The organism is Nitrospirillum goiasense, assembly GCF_034427435.1.
In the GTDB taxonomy this organism is placed as follows: Bacteria; Pseudomonadota; Alphaproteobacteria; order Azospirillales; family Azospirillaceae; genus Nitrospirillum.
The window spans coordinates 304,009-320,191 of the sequence record NZ_JAXQNP010000001.1 but is presented as its reverse complement, the minus strand read 5'-3'; the positions used below and the strand labels follow the sequence as shown (position 1 = coordinate 320,191).

Sequence of the window (16,183 nt, the reverse complement as noted above, 5' to 3'; positions counted from 1 at the left end):
AAGACATCGATGTGGAAAAATCGGATCACCGTCCTCATGGGCGCGACCATGCTGGCCACGGGCGGCGCCAGCGCCGCGGCACTTGAGTCCGACGCCCCGCAGGCCCTGGAAGAGGTGGTGGTGACGGCGCAACGCCGGGCCGAAAGCGTGCAGGACGTTCCCATCTCCATCACCTCCCTCAGCGGCAAGGCGATCGAAGAGTCGGGCTACCAGTCAGTGACCGACCTGCAATACATGGTCCCCGGTCTGCAATACGACCCCACCCAGGGCGCGGCCTTCCAGATCCGCGGCGTTGGCAGCGAGTCCTTCGACTTTTCCAATGAGAAGTCGGTCAGCATCGTGGTTGACGACGTGGTCATGGACGGCCAGCGGGACAATGGCCTCACCGGCCTGGATGACATCAAGCGCGTGGACGTGCTGATGGGCCCCCAGGGCACCCTGTTTGGCAAGAACGCCACCTCCGGCGTCATCGCCATCACCACCAACGATCCCGAATTGGGCCGCTTCTCGGGCAAGGTGGCCGCCAGCTACGGCGAGAACAACGACAAGATCGACAGCGCCCGGGTCAACGTGCCGCTGGGCGACCAGGCGGCCCTGCGCATGTCGGCCTTTTACCAGGGCCAGGACGGGCACGGTGAGTACACGGTGCTGCACAAGACGCTGGGATCCTTCGAGGATTACGGCACCCGCGCCAAGCTGCTGATCCAGCCGACGGACACCATCGAGATCCTGGCCTCCGGCGACTACGCCCACCACTGGGACACCACGGTGCGGACGGCCGTGTCCGGCGCGCCGGCCAAGGTCACGGCGGCGGAAATCTCCCTGGGCGTTACGCCGGGCACGGAAAACGTGGACAGCGCCGACGGGTCCGAAGGCGGCATCCGCACCGATGAATACGGTGGATCTCTGCGGGTCAAGGCTGACATCGGCAGCGACACCCTGACGGCCATCACCGCCCTGCGCTACACCACCTATGACAACGACACGCCGGCCGACCTGGTGCCGGGGAATATCTACGCCTACATCCCCTACAACCAGGGCCGCCTGGACACGACCAAGTTCAGCCAGGAGGTGCGCTGGGCCTCGCCCACCGGCCAATTCCTGGAGTACCTGGGGGGCGCCTACTTCAACGTCCTGACCGCCGACCAGACACAGTTGCAGCTTTACACGGCCGGCCAGCCGCTGGTGAACGCCAGTGGCCAGCCCCTCACCACCTTCTACAGCACCACCTCGCCCTACGGCAGCGGCAATGAGGCCCGATTCAAGGCGCGCAACCGTACCGCCGCCGCCTTCGGCCAGATCAAGCTGAACCTGACCGACAAGGCCAGCATCGCCTTCGGCGGCCGCTTCAGCGATGACCACAACGGGCAGGGGCTGACCTTCCCCACCGCCGATATCACCCCCATCGTCGGCTACAAGGCCACGGTCATCGGCACCAGCAAGGTGCCCTACCAGACCTATGGATCGGTTTCCGGGCAGAATTTCTCCTACCGCATTTCCCCGCAGTACAAGATCACCGACGACGTCATGGTGTATGGCACCTACTCCACCGGCTACAAGCCGGGCGGCGTCGCCTTCGTCGGCAGTCTTTACGACCCCTACAAGGCGGAGACGGTGCAAAGCTACGAAGTCGGCGTGAAGTCGGAGTTGCTGGATCGCCGCGTCCGCGTCAACTTCGACCTGTTCGAGGAGAAGTTCACCGACTTCCAGGCGTCCATCCTGACCACCGTTCCCGGCGCCGTCGTGTCGCAGGTGGTGATCGGCAACGCCGGCGGCCTGACCAGCAAGGGCGCGGAGCTGAACCTGGCGTGGCGCGCCACCGACGCCCTGACGCTGAACGGTTCGGTCACCTACACGGACGCGGCGTTCACCGACTATGTCTACAACGTCACCACGGACTACACGGGCACGAAGCTGACGAACTCCCCGCGCTGGATGACCACGCTCAGCGCCGCTTATGACCAGCCCATCGCCAATGACGTGACCTTCCACGGCACGGTCAGCTACAGCTACCGCTCCACCATGTTCACCGTGGTGGGGGAGCCGGAATACTCCCGCACGCCGGGCTATGGCCTGGTCAACCTGCGGGCCGGGATCAGCACGGATGGCGACGCCCTGCAGTTGGGCGTCTATGCCAAGAACCTGTTCAACACCTACTTCTCCACCGGCTGGCAGCAGTACGGCGCCTTGGGGCTGCTGCACTACACCTCGCTGGACGCCTACCGCACCGTCGGCGTTTACGCCCAATACTCCTTCTGATCCGCCGACCGGAGCCGTGATGATGAAGCACACCGTGATGGCCGCCGCCCTGGCCGGGCTGGCGATGATGGCGGCCGCCCAGGCGGCACCTGCCGCCGATGAGATGGCGGGCGTCCCCGACACCCTGAAGATCAACCAGATTCAGGTCCTGGGCACCCACAACAGCTATGCCATGCCGGCCGATCCCCGGGTCCTGGCGCTCGCAGCACCCGGCTTCGAGCGGATGATGAGCCGTCTCCAGCAGATGCCGCCGGCCCGCCGCGCGCTGTTCGAGGAGGAGCACCCCAACGGCGTCAACATCCAGGAGGCGCTGAACTACGACCACCCCGACCTCAAGACCCAGCTCGACAGCGGGGTGCGCAGCCTGGAAATCGACGTCAACCCGGATCCCAAGGGCGGCACGTTCAGCGACCCGGTGGCCTATCGCATGCTGCGGGCCCAGGGGGTGAAGGACCTGCTGCCCTTCGACAGCACCGACCTGGACAAGCCCGGCTATAAGGTACTGCACATCCCGGATGTCGACTTCCGCAGCCATTGCCCCACGCTGGCGCTGTGCCTGCGGCAAATCCGCGACTGGTCCGACGCCCACCCAAGGCATGTGCCGCTGTTCATCATGCTGGAGGCCAAGGTCGACGACGCCTCCCCCCTGCCGAACCCCACGCGCACCGTTCCCTTCGACGCCAAGCTGTTCGATGACCTGGACGCGGAAATCCTGTCCGCGCTGGGGCGGGAGCGGCTGATCATGCCGGATGACGTGCGCGGTGCTTATCCCACCCTGAACCAGGCGGTGAAGGCGGGGAATTGGCCCACCTTGGCGGCGGCGCGCGGCAAGATCCTGTTCTTCATGATCACGGCGTCCGGGCCGGACGGCACGCTGGCCTATCTTGATGGCCACCCGTCGCTGAAAGGCCGCGTCGCCTTCCTGCGGGCGCAGCCGGGGGAGGACCACGCCGCGGTGCTGCTGATGGACAACGCCCTGGTGCGCGGGGAGGACATCCGGCGCTATGTCCGGGAGGGCTACATCATCCGCACCCGGTCCGACATCGAGACCTATGAGGCCAAGGTGAACGACCTGGGGCGGGCCAAGGCGGCCTTCGCCAGCGGCGCCCAAATCGTTTCCACCGACTTCGAACACCCCGGCAACGCCTATGGCACCGACTACGTGGTGCGTCTGCCTGGCGGCGGCCCGGCGCGTTGCAACCCCCTACTGGCCCCCGGTTGCCGGCCGGCTGGGAACTGAGCGTCGCTTCAGTCCCGTCTCACCCCGATCACCATCTGCTCCCCCGCTGCCGGATCGACGCCCAGGGGGTCGACACCCGGCGGCGGGGGCGTCATGAAGGTGACGGGGCTTTTGGGGCGCGCGTCCACCGTCAGGCTGAAGACGTCGGGACGGGCGTAGTGGCCGGCCACGTCCAGGTCGTACTTGCCACGGGCGATCAGGCGACGATCCAGGTCGGCAAGGTGGGTCATTTCGCCATCGAAACAGGGCGGGACCAGCACGTTGCCCAGTGGGTCAATGATGCAGGACCCGCCGCGGATCAGCACGGTGGACGGGTCGTCGCCCTGCACGGCGGCATAGTCGGCGGGGCAGTCGGCCCGGGTCAGGTACTGGCAGGACGACAGCACGAAGCAGCGCCCCTCCAACGCGATGGTGCGCATGGTGGGCAGCCAGGTCTCACGATCATCGACGGTGGGGGCGCAGTAGAACTCGATGCCCTTGGCATACATGGCCATGCGCAACAGGGGCATATAGTTTTCCCAGCAGATGACGCTGCCGAAGCGGCCGATGGCGCTGTCCACCACCGTGATGGTGGAGCCGTCGCCGAAGCCCCACACCAGGCGTTCCAGCGCCGTGGGCATCAGCTTGCGGTGCTTGCCCAGCAGGCGGCCATCGGGGCCGACCATCAGGGCGGTGCAATAGAGGGTGCCGCCCTCGCGCTCGATGACGCCCACCACCAGGTGCAGGCGGTCGCGCCGCGCCACCTCGCTGATTTCCTGGAACTCCGGCCCCGGGATGGTGATGGCGGATTCGTAATAGCGGCGGAAATCCTCCCGTCCCTCGGGGCTGCGCATGCCCAGGTGGGCGCCGAAGTTCAGGCCCTTGGGATAGCCGCCGACGAAGGCCTCGGGGAAGACGACAATTTCCGCCCCTTGCGCCGCCGCATGCTCCGCCAGTTCAACCAGCTTGGCGATGGTGGCGGGCGTGTCGAACATCACGGGGGCGGCCTGCACCACGGCAGCGCGCACGATGGGATTGACCATGGGACGGGGCCTTTCCAGCGGGGCGGGGGAGAGGGGGAGCGTAACAGGGGTTGGGGCGGCCGTGAACGACCGCCCCAACGACAAGGTCAGTCCTTGGACAGGGCCCGTTCCACGGACATCTGGGTCGGCATCATGTTCACGTTGGCGTTGTGCATCACCCAAAGCGATCCGATGACGATGGTGGCGATCAACAGCACGGTCAACGCACCGATGACGGTGTAGTTGCGCTGTTCCGGCGCCAGGCCCAGATGCAGGAAGACGATCAACTGCACCAGCAACTGCACCACCGCCAGGCCGCTGATGGCGCCCAGAATCTTCTCTGGCGGCAGCACCCCGCCCATGACGGCGCCGAAGGACAGGCCCGTGAGAATGAGGCAGAGGATGAAGCCGGTGACGTAGGAGGCCAGCGTGCCGTGGGCTGCGCTGGCGGTGTTGGTATGCGTGGTCGCGGACATCAGAGGGCCCCCCGCAGATAGACGAAGGTGAAGACGCAGATCCAGATCAGATCCAGGAAATGCCAGAACAGGCTGAGGCAGGACAGGCGGCGGCGCACGATGCCGTCCAGCCCGAACTTGGCCGTCTGGTGCATCATGACCGCCAGCCAGAGCAGGCCGGCGGTGACATGCAGACCGTGCGTGCCGACCAGGGTGAAGTAGGCGGAGAGGAAGGCGCTGCGCCCGGGGCCGGCGCCCTCGCCGATCAGGGCGGCGAACTCATGCACCTCCATGCCGATGAAACCGGCGCCCACCAGGAAGGTGACGCCCAGCCAGGCGATGACCTGGGCCTGGCGGCCCGCATGCATGTTGAGCATGGCCAAGCCGAAGGTGAAGCTGCTGACCAGCAGCAGCACCGTTTCCCCCGCCACATAGGGCAGGTCGAACAGCTGCTTGCCCGTGGGCGCGTCGGCCACGTTGCCCGCCAGCACGGCGAAGGTGGCGAACAGGCAGGAGAAGATGAGGCAATCGCTCATCAGGTACAGCCAGAAGCCCAGGACGGTCTTGCTGCCGTCGTCGTGGCTGTGGCTATGATCATGGGCCGCGTGGGCGGCCGCATGGGTGTTGGTTGCCAAGGCGGTGCTCATGATCAAGCCACCTTTTCCGATTGCTTCAGCAGCGCGTAGCGCGCGTTCTCGATGCGGGCGACCTCGGATGCCGGGACGTAATAGTCGATGTCGCGGTCGTAGCTGCGCTGGATGAAGGTCGCCACCATGGCGGCCAGGCCGAACAGCGCGATGCCCCACATGTGCCAGATGAGCGCGAAGGACATCACCAGCCCGAAGGCGGCGATGACGGCGCCGGCGGCGGTGTTGCGCGGCATATGGATGTCCTCATACCCCGTCACCTGCACGCCCGCCCGGCCCTGCTCCTTGTCTTCCCAATGCTGTTCCAGCGAGGTGATGTTGGGCAGATGGGCGAAGTTGTAGAACGGCGCCGGCGAGGCGGTGGACCATTCCAGGCTGCGGGCGTTCCACGGGTCGCCGGTCAAGTCGCGGTTCTTCTCCCGGTCGCGGATGCTGACCACCAGTTGGATGAGCAGGGCCAGGATGCCGGCACCGATGATGCAGGCCCCCACCAGGGCCACCACCAGATAGGGGTGCCAGCCGGGCACGTCATAGTGGTTCATGCGCCGGGTCATGCCCTTGAAGCCCAGGATGTACAGGGGCGTGAAGGCCAGCCAATAGCCGATGAGCCAGCACCAGAACGCGACCTTCCCCCAAAACTCATCCAGGGTGAAGCCGAAGACCTTGGGGAACCAGAAGGTCATGCCGGCCAGGCAGCCGAAGACCACGCCGCCGATGATGACGTTGTGGAAGTGGGCGACCAGGAACAGGCTGTTGTGCAGCACGAAGTCGGCGCCGGGCACGGCCAGCAGCACGCCGGTCATGCCGCCCACGGCGAAAGTGACCATGAAGCCGATGGTCCACAGCGTGGCCGAATGAAAGCGCACCCGCCCCCGATACATGGTGAACAGCCAGTTGAACAGCTTCACGCCCGTGGGGATGGAGATGATGGAGGTCATGATGCCGAAGAAGGCATTCACGTTGGCGCCCGACCCCATGGTGAAGAAGTGATGCAGCCAGACGAAGAAGGACAGGATGCCGATGGACGACGTGGCGTAGACCATCGATGTGTAGCCGAACAGCGGCTTGCGCGAGAATGTGGCGATGATTTCGGAAAAGGCGCCGAAGGCCGGCAGGATCAGGATGTACACCTCCGGGTGACCCCACACCCAGATGAGGTTGATGTACATCATCGCGTTGCCGCCCAGCTCATTGGTGAAGAAGTGCATGCCGAGGTAGCGGTCGGCCGTCAGCAGCGCCAGGGTGGCGGTCAGCACGGGGAAGACGGCGACGATCAGGATATTGGTGATCAGCGAGGTCCAGACGAAGACGGGCATCTTCATCAGGTTCATGCCGGGTGCCCGCATGCGCAGGATGGTGACGATGAAGTTCACCCCCGCCAGCGTGGTGCCCAACCCTGAGATCTGTAGCGACCAGATGTAATAGTCGACCCCGACGGAGGGGCTGTAGCCCAGTTCCGACAGGGGCGGATAGGCCACCCAGCCGGTGGCGGCGAAGTCGCCGACGAACATGGACAGCATGACCAGCACCGCGCCGGCCACCGACAGCCAGAAGCCCAGCGAATTGACGAAGGGGAAGGCGACGTCCCGGGCACCCAGCTGCAGCGGCACCACCACGTTCATCAGTCCCAGGATGAAGGGTGTCGCCACGAAGAAGATCATGATCACGCCGTGGGCGGTGAAGATCTGGTCGTAATGGTGCGGCGGCAGGTAGCCCGCCGCGTCGTTGTTGGCGATGGCCTGCTGCGCCCGCATCATGATGGCGTCGGCGAAGCCGCGCAGCAGCATGACCAGGCCCAGGATGAAGTACATGGCGCCGATCTTCTTGTGATCGACGCTGGTGATCCACTCATCCCACAGATAGCGCCACTTGCCGAAATAGGTGATCAGGCCCAGCAGGGCCAGGCCGCCCAGGGCGACGACGGCGCCCGTTCCCATAATGATGGGCTCATCCCAGGGGATGGCCGCCAGGGTCAGTTTTCCGAACATCGCGGCGTTACTCCGTGACGGATGCAGGTTTGGGCGTGGACAGGGCCCGGGCCTGAGCCTGAGCCTGGGCTGGGGCCCGGGGGGCGGTGCACAGCGCCAGCTTGTCGTTGAAGGCCATGGCCGGCATGAACTGGTCGACGATGTGGTCGAACAGGCCGGATTCGACGGTGCCGTACAGGGTCACCGGATGCTTTACGCTGGGGGCCGACAGCGCCTTGTAGACGTCGGCGTCCAGGGTGGCCGGGGCGGCCTTGGCCTCCGCGACCCAGGCGTCGAAGCCGGCGCGGTCCACGGCCACGGCATCGAAATGCATGTCGGAGAAACCCTCGCCGCTGAAGGCCGAGGACAGGCCGGCGTAAGTGCCCGGCTGGTTGGCGATCAGGTGCAACTGGGTGCGCATCCCGGCCATGGCGTAGATCTGGCTACCCAACTGCGGGATGAAGAAGGAGTTCATCATCGACTGCGCTGTCAGCGTGAAGTTGACGGGCGTGTCCACCGGCAGTTCCAGCCGGTTGACCGAGGCGATGCCGAAGTCGGGATAGATGAACAGCCACTTCCAGTTCAGGGCGACCACCTCCACCCGCACCGGTTCGGCTTTGGCCACCAGCGGGCGGTAGGGATCCAACTCGTGCGTCGTGCGCCAGATCAGCAGGGCCAGGAAGATGATGATGCAGCAGGGAATGGACCACACCACAACCTCGATCCGGTTGGAATGGGACCATTTCGGCGCATAGGTCGCCTTGGTGTTCGTCTCGCGATACCGCCAGGCGAACACCACGCTCAGCACCATCACCGGGATGACCACCAGCAGCATCAGCCCCAGGGCCAGCAGGATCAGGGTCTTTTCCTGTTCACCGATGGCGCCCTTGGGGTTCAGCAGCTCGATATCGCCGCAACCCGACAGGGCCAGCAGGGCCAAAGGCGCGAGCGCCTGGGCCGGCCAGTGCCAAGCCCGGGACGCGATGCCGCCGGCGCGGCGCGCGGCGGTCTTGATCTGATTCGTTAGCACACCGCAATCCTCTCCATACAATCTCCGGCCCATACACCCATACGGGGGGGGCGGGAAGGCGGTATTTGTATGTATGTTTTGTATGGCTCCGTGGGCGGACTTGGCAAGCCGCGAAAACAGTTGGCTGTGTTGATGGAAAACACGTCCGGCCCATCATCCCCCGGGTTTCCGTTCCTATTCCAGGGCGGGAGCGTCGTGCTGGCCACAAACGGCCGCGACTTCGCCGCCGCCGCAGATGGAAAATTCCATACAATTTTGTATAAAGCGTCCTATCTTTCCCGGCAGGATCAGGCGGCGCGCGCTTTTACCCAGCCCAACTGGCGTCCGACGGTGCTCAAGGCGTCCACCAGCGCCTGCATATGCGCCTGGGTGTGGAACGGGGTGGCGGTGATGCGCAGCCGCTCCGTCCCCCGGGGCACCGTGGGATAGTTGACGGGCTGGACGTAGAGCCCATGCTGGGACAGCAGCAGGTCGCTGGTGCGCTTGCACAGATGGGGGTCGCCCACCATCACCGGCAGGATATGGCTGGCGCTGTCCAGCACCGGGATGCCCGCCGCGTGCAGCATGGCGCGCAGCGTTGCCACGTTGCGGGCCTGCGCCGCGCGTTCCTCCGGGTGGGTGGCCACATGGTTCACCGCGGCCAGCGCGCCGGCGGCGAGGTGGGGGCAGAGCGAGGTGGTGAAGATGAAGCTGTCGGCCATGCTGCGGATGACATCCATCATCAGCGCCGGGCCGGCGACATAGCCGCCCATGACGCCGAAGGCCTTCGCCAGCGTGCCTTCGATCAAGGTCACCCGGTGGGCGACGCCATCCCGTTCCGCCACGCCGCCGCCACGGGCACCGTACAGTCCGACGGCGTGCACCTCGTCCAGGTAGGTGATGGCGCCGTGTTTTTCGGCGACATCGCAGATCGCCGCGATGGGGGCGATGTCGCCGTCCATGCTGTAGACGCTTTCGAAGGCCACGATCTTCGGGCGGTCAGCCGCCACTTGGCTCATTAATTCATCCAGATGCGCCACGTCGTTGTGACGGAAGATGAAGCGCTCGGCACCGGAACGCCGGATGCCCTCGATCATGGAGTTGTGGTTGAGCGCGTCGGAAAAGATGGCGCAGCCGGGCAGGGCGCGGCCCAGCGTGCCCAGCGCCGCCAGGTTGGATATCCAGCCGGATGTGAAGATCAGCGCCAATTCCTTGTCATGCAGGTCCGCCAGCGCCGCCTCCAGGGCCACATGCTGGCGGTTGGTGCCGGAAATGTTGCGGGTGCCGCCGGTGCCGGCGCCCGACAGGTCAAGGCTCTGGTGCATGGCCGCCAGGACGTCGGGGTTCTGCCCCATGCCCAGATAGTCGTTGCTGCACCACACGGTCACGCGGCGCTTGCCGCCATCCGGCGCATGCCAAAGGGCGGTGGGGAAGGCGCCGGCGATGCGCTCAAGCTCAATGAAGGTGCGATAGCGGCCCTCCAGCTTCATATCGGCCAGCAGCGCCTGGAATCTGGTGTTCAGATCCATTTTTCCATCCATTTCTCGGCGGGCGTCCCTATAAACTGAGGATATGGGCGCCTGCCCGGCGGCAGAAACATGCAATGTCCATATATATGGACACAATGAGACCTGCAAGGGATGGAGACATGACGAGCGCTCAGTGGAGGCCTGTTGTCAGCAAGGCGGCCGGGCCGGTTTACCTGGCCATCGCCGATGCCATCGCCGCCGACATCGCCGCCGGCCGATTGCCCGAGGGAACGCGGCTGCCGCCGCAGCGCGCCCTGGCCGATCTGCTGGGCCTGGATTTCACCACCGTCAGCCGCGCGTACAGCGAGGCGCGCCGCCGCGGTCTGGTGGAGGGGCGGGTGGGCCAGGGGACATATGTCCGTGGTTCGACGGCCGCGCCGGTTCCAGTCTCGGCGCCGGCGCGTCCGGCAGGCTCCGCGCTCACCGGCGGCCTGGTGGACATGAGCATGAACCTGCCGCCCCGCTTCGATGATCCGGCCTTGGCCGCCGCCATGTGGTCGGCCCTGGCGGAGCTGGAGGAGACACACGGTCAAGAGGCACTCGGCCATGAGGCGCGGGGGCTGGACCTGCTGATGCGCTATCAGGAGCCGGGCGGCAGCGCGCGGGATCGGGCTGCGGGCGTCGCTTGGCTGTCGCCCCGTTTGCCGGGCGCCGCCTTGGACCGAACCCTGGTTTGCCCCGGGGCGCAGGGCGCCCTGCTGGCGACCCTGGGGGTTTTGGCGGCGCCGGGGGAGGTGGTGCTGGCGGAATCCCTGAGCTATCCGGGGTTCCTGTCGCTGGCCGCCCACCTGCGCCTGCGGGCCTTGGCCGTGCCGGGGGACGCGCAGGGGCCGCTGCCCGATGTGTTCGAGGCCCTATGCGCCGCCCACCGGCCGCGCGCCTTCTACACCAGCCCCACCATCCAGAACCCCACCACCCTGACCATACCGGCCGCGCGCCGCGCCGCCCTGGCCGACATCGCCCGCGCCCATGGCGTCGCCATCGTGGAGGATGACGCCTATGGTGCCCTGCCGCGGGCGCCGGTGCCGCCGTTCGCCGCGCTGGCCCCCGACGTCACCTACCATGTGGCCGGCTTGGCCAAGTGCCTGGCGCCTGCCTTGCGCATCGCCTATCTGGTGGCGCCGGACGCGCGGGCGGCGGTGCGCTTGGCGGGGGCGTTGCGCGCCACCGCCTCCATGGCGTCGCCATTGACCGCGGCCTTGGCCACACGGTGGATCGAAAGCGGAATCGCCGACCGGGTGCTGGAGGCCATCCGGCAGGAGGCGGCGGCGCGCCAGGCCTTAGCCGCCGAGATCCTGCCGCGTGACGCCATCGGCGCCGATCCGGAAGGCTTCCATCTTTGGCTGCGCCTGTCGCCGCCCTGGACGCGGGGCGAGTTCACCGCCCGCTTGCGTACCGTGGGCATCGGTGTGGTGGCCAGTGACGCCTTCGCCCTGGGCACCCCGCCGGAGGCCGTGCGCCTCGGCCTTGGCGCGTCGCCATCGCGGGCCGAGCTGGCGCAAAGCCTGCGCATCGTGGCCGACCTGTTGGGGCAACCACCGGCCCTGTCCTCATTGGTGGTGTGAGGCTCAGGCCCCCGCCTCGCCGATATGGATGGCCAGCCAGACGGTGGGCTGGTCCGGGTCGGTGAAGGTCACCCGGTGGCTGGCGTTGGCCGGGATGAACAGGTGGTCGCCGGGCGCCAGGGCCGTTTCCGCACCCTCCACCTCCACCCGCGCGGCACCGGCCAGGACCAGCACCCATTCGTCATGCGCCTGAACGTAAGGCCGGTCGATCGGCGTCACCTGCCCCTGGGACACGATACGCTCAATGCGGCAGCCGGGTTGGCGTAGGATGTCGGTGAAGCATTCCGCGTCCAGGGCCGGGGGCAGGGCGGTCAGCAGGTTGCCGGGCATGTCCATCAGGGAGATTCTCTTCGCGGTATCAGGTTGTCAGCCAGTGTGACGCTGCTGCGGCCGGGCGGCAACGACGGCGGTGCAGCCCCCTCTTGACAGGGATTTCGCGCTGAATAAATTTTTCCCCGCGGTTCGGCCCAAAGGGAGGACCGCTGCATACAGATCCATGGCATTCGCTTGTAATGAGGAGTGACACCCATGCGATTCCGCCCGTTGCACGACCGTGTGGTCGTGCGCCGCGTTGACGGCGAGCAGAAGACCGCCGGCGGCATCATCATTCCCGATACCGCCAAGGAAAAGCCCCAGGAGGGCGTGGTGCTCGCGGTTGGTCCCGGCACTCGCAATGAAAAGGGTCATGTCATCGACCTGAACGTCCGGGTCGGCGACCGGGTGCTGTTCGGCAAATGGTCCGGCACCGAAATCAAGATCGACGGCGAGGATCTCCTGATCATGAAGGAGAGCGACATCCTCGGCGTCATCGATACCAGCGCGGCCCGGAAAGCCGCCTGAGTCAGCATATCATCACGGGAGTAAGGAAATGGCAGCCAAGGACGTGAAGTTCTCGGCCGATGCCCGCGCGCGCCTGCTGCGGGGCGTCGACATCCTGGCGGACGCTGTCAAGGTCACGCTGGGTCCCAAGGGTCGCAACGTCGTCATCGAGAAGAGCTTCGGCGCGCCCCGCATCACCAAGGACGGCGTGACCGTCGCCAAGGAAATCGAGCTGGCCGACAAGTTCGAGAACATGGGCGCGCAGATGCTGCGCGAAGTGGCGGCCAAGCAGAACGATCTGGCCGGTGATGGCACCACCACCGCCACGGTGTTGGCCCAGGCCATCGTGCGCGAGGGCGCCAAGGCCGTGGCGGCCGGCATGAACCCCATGGATCTGCGGCGGGGCATCGACCTGGCCGTGGACGCCGTGGTGACGGAGCTGAAGGGCAAGGCCAAGAAGATCACCACCAATGCCGAGATCGCCCAGGTCGGCACCATTTCCGCCAACGGCGAGGCCGAGATCGGCGAGATGATCGCCAAGGCCATGGAGAAGGTGGGCCACGAGGGCGTGATCACGGTGGAGGAGGCGAAGAGCTTCGACACCGAACTGGACATCGTCGAGGGCATGCAGTTCGACCGGGGCTATGTCTCGCCCTATTTCGTCACCAACGCCGACAAGATGACCGTGGAACTGGAGGATCCCTACATCCTCATCCACGAGAAGAAGCTGTCCGGCCTGCAGGCCCTGCTGCCGGTGCTGGAGCGCGTGGTGCAGAGCGGCCGGCCGCTGCTGATCATCTCCGAGGATGTGGAGGGCGAGGCCCTGGCCACGCTGGTGGTGAACAAGCTGCGCGGTGGCCTGCGGGTGGCGGCTGTGAAGGCGCCGGGCTTCGGTGATCGCCGCAAAGCCATGCTGGAGGACATCGCCATCCTCACCAACGGCCAGGTCATCTCCGAAGACCTGGGCATCAAGCTCGACACCGTCACTATCGACATGCTGGGCCGGGCCAAGAAAGTGGTCATCGGCAAGGACAACACCACCATCGTCGAAGGCGCGGGCGCCAAGGACACCATCCAGGCGCGGTGCGCGCAGATCCGGGCGCAGATCGAGGAAACCACCTCGGACTATGACCGCGAGAAGCTGCAGGAGCGCCTGGCGAAGCTGGCGGGCGGCGTCGCCGTAATCCGCGTGGGCGGCGCCACCGAGGTCGACGTGAAGGAACGCAAGGACCGCGTCGACGACGCCATGCACGCCACCCGCGCCGCGGTGGAGGAAGGGATCCTGCCCGGCGGCGGCGTGGCCCTGGCCCGCGCGGCCAAAGCCCTGGAGGGCCTGAAGCCGGCCAACGACGACCAGCGCATGGGCGTGGACATCATCCGCAAGGCGCTGCAGGCGCCGGTGCGGCAGATCGCGGCCAACGCCGGATATGACGGTTCGGTCGTTGTCGGCAAGGTCGCCGAGAACGGCGACTACACCTGGGGCTTCGACGCCCAGGCGGGTCAGTACCGCGATCTGGTGGCGGCCGGCATCATCGACCCCGCCAAGGTGGTCCGCACCGCCCTGCAGGACGCGGCCTCCGTCGCCGGCCTGCTGATCACCACCGAGGCCATGGTGGCGCAGATCCCGGAGAAGAAGCCCGCCACCGCTCCGTCCCCGGCTGACTTCGACTGAAGGGCTGCGTGAGTCTAATAAAAGCTGCGGGATTTCCATTGCGCCACGGCGGACTGGTCCGCCGTGGTCGCTCAATACTGCCATATATACTTCAATATACCACGACATGACAAAATATTTCCTTGATTTATTTGTGGTTATATTCTAGTGTTTGTGTGCCGGATGCCGATGGCGGATCCGGCCTGAACCGGCTCCCGGGTGGGTCCCGGGGCCGCTCGTACCTCGTTGCTCACTGGAGGACATGGCTATGAGCGCTTTTGATTTTTCGCCCCTGTTTCGTTCCGGCGTCGGCTTCGACCGGCTGGCCACGGTGCTGGAGCATCTGTCCACCACCACCCCGGCGGACAGCTACCCGCCCTATGACATCCTGAAGACCGGCGAGAACGCCTATCGCATCGTCATCGCCCTGGCGGGCTGGTCCAATGAGGAGCTGGCCCTGACCGCCCATCCCAACCTGCTGATCGTGCAGGGCCGCAAGGCCGGGGAGGAAACGGCACACTACCTGCACCACGGTTTGTCATCCCGCTCTTTCGAGCGCCGGTTCGAGTTGGCGGATTTCGTGTTCGTCGACCGGGCTTCGCTGGAAAACGGCCTGCTCACCATCGACCTGAAGCGCGAGTTGCCGGAGGCCATGAAGCCGCGCCGCATCGAGATCGCCGCGGCCGGTGCGGGGCCGCGCCTGGAGCAGCGGCCGGCCGATGAAAAGGAAAAGAAGGCCGCCTGAGGCGAACGATGAAGGGAGCCGCCGCCGGTCCCGCTGGGACACCCATCAGGGTTGGCGGCTCATTCCCTCAGCATGCCCGTCTGATCCTGGCGCCAGGAGGTTGCTTCATGAGCCGCAAAGCCAATCTTGTCCACTTCGCCAGCCGTATCCAACGGTCTGGCGGGAGGCTTCGCCGTCGTGTGCGTGTGAGCCTGTCCAGTCTTTGGCGCCGGTGGGTTCCGGCTGGAACGACTGAAGCGGTGCGGGCCGCACCGTGACGGAAGGACGGTGGGAGGGAAGGGGGCCGGGCGTTTATCCAACGAGAACGCCCGGCGCTCCGGCTGGCATTCCTTGTTCCTGACATGGGTGCGCGATGCGGGATCCCTATCAGACATTGGGCGTTGCGCGCGGCGCTTCGGCGGATGAAATCCGCCGCGCGTATCGGGCGCTCGCCAAAATCCACCATCCCGACCTGAACCAGAACCGGCCCGAGGCGGAGCGCCGGTTCAAGGAATTGAATGCCGCCTACGATCTGTTATCCGATCCGCTCAAGCGCGCCCGCTATGATCGGGGTGAAATCGATGCTGATGGTCAGGAACAGGCGCGTGCCCGCCGGCATCGCGACCATGCCGCGGCACCGGGCGAGGCGTTCTCGTTCACCGCCGGTTTCGGCGGCCCCAACGGCTTTGGTGGCATGAATGGTTTCGAGGATCTCTTCGCTGGCATGTTCACCGGCCGTGCCGGTTCCCGGCCCGGCGGCGCCCCACGCAAAGGCCAGGACGTGGCGGCCCGTGTGACGCTGGATTTCGCCGAGGCTGCGCTGGGGGGCCGCCGGCGCATCACCTTGCCCGATGGGGCCGCGCTGGATGTCGACCTGCCGCCGGGCCTGGAGGACGGCGCCAAGGTCCGCCTGCGCGGCAAGGGCTTGGCCGGGATGGCCGGTGGCCCGCCGGGGGATGCCCTGGTGACGGTATCGGTTAGGCCCCACCCTTGGTTCCGGCGCCACGGGGATGACGTCCACATCGATCTGCCCGTTACCTTGCACGAAGCGGTCTTCGGTGCCAAGGTGCGGGTGCCCACCATCGACGGTCCCGTTTTATTGACCATCCCCAAGGGGGCGAACGATGGCACCCGCCTGCGGCTGAAGGGACGCGGGATTCCCGCCGGGGGCGGTCGCGGGGATCAGCATGTGACCGTGCGTTTAACCCTGCCTCCCAAGATTGATCCGGCGCTGGAGGCCTTCCTGCGGAGCTGGCAGCCGGCGGGGTATGATCCACGGCGGGGGATGGAACCGGCGTGACGGTTGGCAGCAGTCTC

14 protein-coding genes are annotated in these 16,183 nt (G+C 66.3%); 7 read left to right on the top strand and 7 right to left on the bottom strand.

The features are described from left to right. Nucleotides 1-9: 9 nt before the first annotated feature. Nucleotides 10-2,259, top strand: coding sequence for a TonB-dependent receptor (locus ULB03_RS01345; RefSeq protein WP_322481523.1), 2,250 nt, complete (start codon nt 10-12; stop codon nt 2,257-2,259). A 19-nt stretch (nt 2,260-2,278) separates the two neighbouring features. After that, the gene (locus ULB03_RS01340) at nt 2,279-3,499 is read left to right on the top strand and encodes a phosphatidylinositol-specific phospholipase C1-like protein (protein WP_322481522.1); all 1,221 of its coding nucleotides are present in this window, start codon (nt 2,279-2,281) and stop codon (nt 3,497-3,499) included. Nucleotides 3,500-3,507: 8 nt separating this feature from the next. On the opposite strand, the gene ULB03_RS01335 is transcribed toward ULB03_RS01340, so the two are convergent. The 6 genes from ULB03_RS01335 to hemA form a co-directional block, all read right to left on the bottom strand. Further along, nucleotides 3,508-4,521: a carbon-nitrogen hydrolase family protein gene (locus ULB03_RS01335; RefSeq protein WP_322481521.1), complete on the bottom strand. Its 1,014-nt coding sequence runs from the start codon at nt 4,519-4,521 to the stop codon at nt 3,508-3,510. A gap of 86 nt (nt 4,522-4,607) precedes the next feature. Further along, complete coding sequence (gene cyoD, locus ULB03_RS01330) at nt 4,608-4,976, bottom strand: cytochrome o ubiquinol oxidase subunit IV (protein ID WP_322481520.1); 369 nt, start codon at nt 4,974-4,976, stop codon at nt 4,608-4,610. After that, nucleotides 4,976-5,602: a cytochrome o ubiquinol oxidase subunit III gene (cyoC, locus tag ULB03_RS01325; RefSeq protein ID WP_322481519.1), complete on the bottom strand. Its 627-nt coding sequence runs from the start codon at nt 5,600-5,602 to the stop codon at nt 4,976-4,978. Before cyoC ends, cyoD begins: the two co-directional genes overlap by 1 nt. Before the next feature lie 2 nt (nt 5,603-5,604). Beyond that, the gene (cyoB, locus tag ULB03_RS01320; RefSeq protein ID WP_322481518.1) at nt 5,605-7,590 is read right to left on the bottom strand and encodes a cytochrome o ubiquinol oxidase subunit I; all 1,986 of its coding nucleotides are present in this window, start codon (nt 7,588-7,590) and stop codon (nt 5,605-5,607) included. 7 nt (nt 7,591-7,597) lie between these two features. Continuing rightward, a complete protein-coding gene (cyoA, locus tag ULB03_RS01315) occupies nt 7,598-8,599 on the bottom strand; it encodes a ubiquinol oxidase subunit II (RefSeq protein WP_322481517.1) in 1,002 nt (333 codons plus the stop codon). A 287-nt stretch (nt 8,600-8,886) separates the two neighbouring features. Beyond that, complete coding sequence (hemA, locus tag ULB03_RS01310; RefSeq protein WP_322481516.1) at nt 8,887-10,107, bottom strand: 5-aminolevulinate synthase; 1,221 nt, start codon at nt 10,105-10,107, stop codon at nt 8,887-8,889. A 119-nt stretch (nt 10,108-10,226) separates the two neighbouring features. Between hemA and ULB03_RS01305 the strand changes: the two genes are divergently transcribed. Further along, on the top strand, nt 10,227-11,672 hold the full coding sequence (locus ULB03_RS01305; RefSeq protein WP_322481515.1) for an aminotransferase-like domain-containing protein: 1,446 nt from the start codon (nt 10,227-10,229) through the stop codon (nt 11,670-11,672). A gap of 3 nt (nt 11,673-11,675) precedes the next feature. On the opposite strand, the gene ULB03_RS01300 is transcribed toward ULB03_RS01305, so the two are convergent. Then, nucleotides 11,676-12,008: a cupin domain-containing protein gene (locus ULB03_RS01300; RefSeq protein WP_322481514.1), complete on the bottom strand. Its 333-nt coding sequence runs from the start codon at nt 12,006-12,008 to the stop codon at nt 11,676-11,678. 192 nt (nt 12,009-12,200) lie between these two features. Here ULB03_RS01300 and groES point away from each other — a divergent pair, with 192 nt between their 5' ends. The 4 genes from groES to ULB03_RS01280 all read left to right on the top strand — a co-directional run bounded on the left by groES (nt 12,201) and on the right by ULB03_RS01280 (nt 16,166). After that, entirely contained in the window at nt 12,201-12,512 is a 312-nt protein-coding gene (gene groES, locus ULB03_RS01295; protein WP_322481513.1) for a co-chaperone GroES, read from the top strand. Nucleotides 12,513-12,540: 28 nt separating this feature from the next. Further along, complete coding sequence (groL, locus tag ULB03_RS01290) at nt 12,541-14,163, top strand: chaperonin GroEL (RefSeq protein WP_322481512.1); 1,623 nt, start codon at nt 12,541-12,543, stop codon at nt 14,161-14,163. A gap of 247 nt (nt 14,164-14,410) precedes the next feature. Continuing rightward, nucleotides 14,411-14,887, top strand: coding sequence for an Hsp20 family protein (locus ULB03_RS01285; protein WP_322481511.1), 477 nt, complete (start codon nt 14,411-14,413; stop codon nt 14,885-14,887). Nucleotides 14,888-15,239: 352 nt separating this feature from the next. Further along, complete coding sequence (locus tag ULB03_RS01280) at nt 15,240-16,166, top strand: J domain-containing protein (protein WP_322481510.1); 927 nt, start codon at nt 15,240-15,242, stop codon at nt 16,164-16,166. Nucleotides 16,167-16,183 lie beyond the last annotated feature (17 nt).

What these genes read in the sequence shown, in the direction of transcription:
- ULB03_RS01305 (WP_322481515.1), top strand. Translation starts at nt 10,227, where the DNA reads ATGACGAGCGCTCAGTGGAGGCCTGTTGTCAGCAAGGCGGCCGGGCCG.
- cyoC (WP_322481519.1), bottom strand. Translation starts at nt 5,602, where the DNA reads ATGAGCACCGCCTTGGCAACCAACACCCATGCGGCCGCCCACGCGGCC.
- groES (WP_322481513.1), top strand. Translation starts at nt 12,201, where the DNA reads ATGCGATTCCGCCCGTTGCACGACCGTGTGGTCGTGCGCCGCGTTGAC.
- ULB03_RS01285 (WP_322481511.1), top strand. Translation starts at nt 14,411, where the DNA reads ATGAGCGCTTTTGATTTTTCGCCCCTGTTTCGTTCCGGCGTCGGCTTC.
- ULB03_RS01345 (WP_322481523.1), top strand. Translation starts at nt 10, where the DNA reads ATGTGGAAAAATCGGATCACCGTCCTCATGGGCGCGACCATGCTGGCC.
- groL (WP_322481512.1), top strand. Translation starts at nt 12,541, where the DNA reads ATGGCAGCCAAGGACGTGAAGTTCTCGGCCGATGCCCGCGCGCGCCTG.
- hemA (WP_322481516.1), bottom strand. Translation starts at nt 10,107, where the DNA reads ATGGATCTGAACACCAGATTCCAGGCGCTGCTGGCCGATATGAAGCTG.
- cyoD (WP_322481520.1), bottom strand. Translation starts at nt 4,976, where the DNA reads ATGTCCGCGACCACGCATACCAACACCGCCAGCGCAGCCCACGGCACG.
- ULB03_RS01280 (WP_322481510.1), top strand. Translation starts at nt 15,240, where the DNA reads ATGCGGGATCCCTATCAGACATTGGGCGTTGCGCGCGGCGCTTCGGCG.
- ULB03_RS01340 (WP_322481522.1), top strand. Translation starts at nt 2,279, where the DNA reads ATGATGAAGCACACCGTGATGGCCGCCGCCCTGGCCGGGCTGGCGATG.
- cyoB (WP_322481518.1), bottom strand. Translation starts at nt 7,590, where the DNA reads ATGTTCGGAAAACTGACCCTGGCGGCCATCCCCTGGGATGAGCCCATC.
- ULB03_RS01300 (WP_322481514.1), bottom strand. Translation starts at nt 12,008, where the DNA reads ATGGACATGCCCGGCAACCTGCTGACCGCCCTGCCCCCGGCCCTGGAC.
- ULB03_RS01335 (WP_322481521.1), bottom strand. Translation starts at nt 4,521, where the DNA reads ATGGTCAATCCCATCGTGCGCGCTGCCGTGGTGCAGGCCGCCCCCGTG.